2 protein-coding genes are annotated in these 1,143 nt (G+C 49.0%); both read right to left on the bottom strand.

Annotation, left to right across the window (positions count from 1 at the left end):
- Positions 1 to 312: 312 nt before the first annotated feature.
- Positions 313 to 639 (bottom strand): type II toxin-antitoxin system PemK/MazF family toxin, encoded by a 327-nt coding sequence (locus H522_RS21330; protein WP_081412236.1) that lies wholly within the window; start codon positions 637 to 639, stop codon positions 313 to 315.
- Positions 639 to 914 carry an AbrB/MazE/SpoVT family DNA-binding domain-containing protein gene (locus H522_RS0116405; protein ID WP_035454582.1) on the bottom strand — a complete coding sequence of 92 codons (276 nt, stop codon included), beginning with the start codon at positions 912 to 914 and terminating at the stop codon, positions 639 to 641. Before H522_RS0116405 ends, H522_RS21330 begins: the two co-directional genes overlap by 1 nt.
- Positions 915 to 1,143: the final 229 nt, after the last annotated feature.

The raw sequence follows: 1,143 nt of genomic DNA, 5'->3' as shown, positions 1-1,143 counted from the left end.
CCATCTGCGCCGCGTAGAACGAGCCGATGACAAACACGGCCGCGAGTGCCTGGGCTATCATGTTCTCCCAGTTGTTGAAGACGGAGAACCAGGTGATGGGAGTTGTCCCCAGCCCCGCGCCGGCCCCACCGTAATCGGCCTCCAGTACACCTTCTTAACTGATCAGGGTATGGACCGGATGCCTTGATCACCGAGCGTTCACTGTTGGGGCAGTGGACGCTCATTTTATGTTCAGCAGCAGCGTGACAAGTGTCGACACCTATGTCGTAATCTTTTTCGACGTAAAAGTTTGATCTTCTTCTACGCAATTATCTATAAAAAGGTATGTATAAGGTCTAAACATTCCATGACCAATTCATCAGGGGCTCGACCTTTTATTTGAAATCGACGAGCCCGCCAATCCAAGCTCTTCACTTGGTCAGTTAAGATAACGCCTTCAAAAACCAATCCATCCGGCAATACTACTTCGAAAGGGTATCCTTTTTGCTGTCGAGTGATCGGACAGACGACGGCAAATCCAGTAGCTGCATTAAACGCTTGCGGCGATAAAACAATCCCAGGCCGTGTTCCCGCTTGTTCATGACCAGATTGTGGGTTGAAATTCACATACACAAGATCCCCGCGCTCGGGCGCTGGCATTACAACAATTCATTCCCTTCAACCCCAAAATCCACTTCTACATGCCGATTTTCCGGCGTGATTTTCGCCAAAAGTTCTTCGAGCGTAGGCTTTTTCTGTTTTGGGGTCAAAATGATTGCGTTGTCTTCGACACTCAGTTCAATTTCAGACCCTTGTTGAACTGCCAGCCTTTCTGCAACAACACGAGGGATGCGGATGGCCAGACTATTGCCCCATCTTTGAACGGTTGTTGTCATGCGGATCTCTCCCTTTGGTTCATTCAATCCCGCATCCATGATATCACCTTCCACCTCAGATGTATATACGCAGTATATACGTCAAGATGGAAGGTGATACGTCATTTCAAACAAATGTGCTCATTTCCATCTCATTTTCGCCCACGAGGATTGCCATGTATTAACCCTTCCATGTCAGACTGGCGGCCCCGGTGGTAAACCCAATACCCCAGGCGATAAAGAGGACGATATTGTACCAGCAAAGCTCCGCAATGCTCTGGTGCCGCTC

Origin of the sequence: Alicyclobacillus herbarius DSM 13609, from assembly GCF_000430585.1 — a bacterium.
GTDB classification, from domain to species: Bacteria; Bacillota; Bacilli; order Alicyclobacillales; family Alicyclobacillaceae; genus Alicyclobacillus_G; species Alicyclobacillus_G herbarius.
The sequence above is the reverse complement of the archived record's forward strand: the minus strand, read 5'-3'. Positions and strand labels throughout refer to the sequence as shown.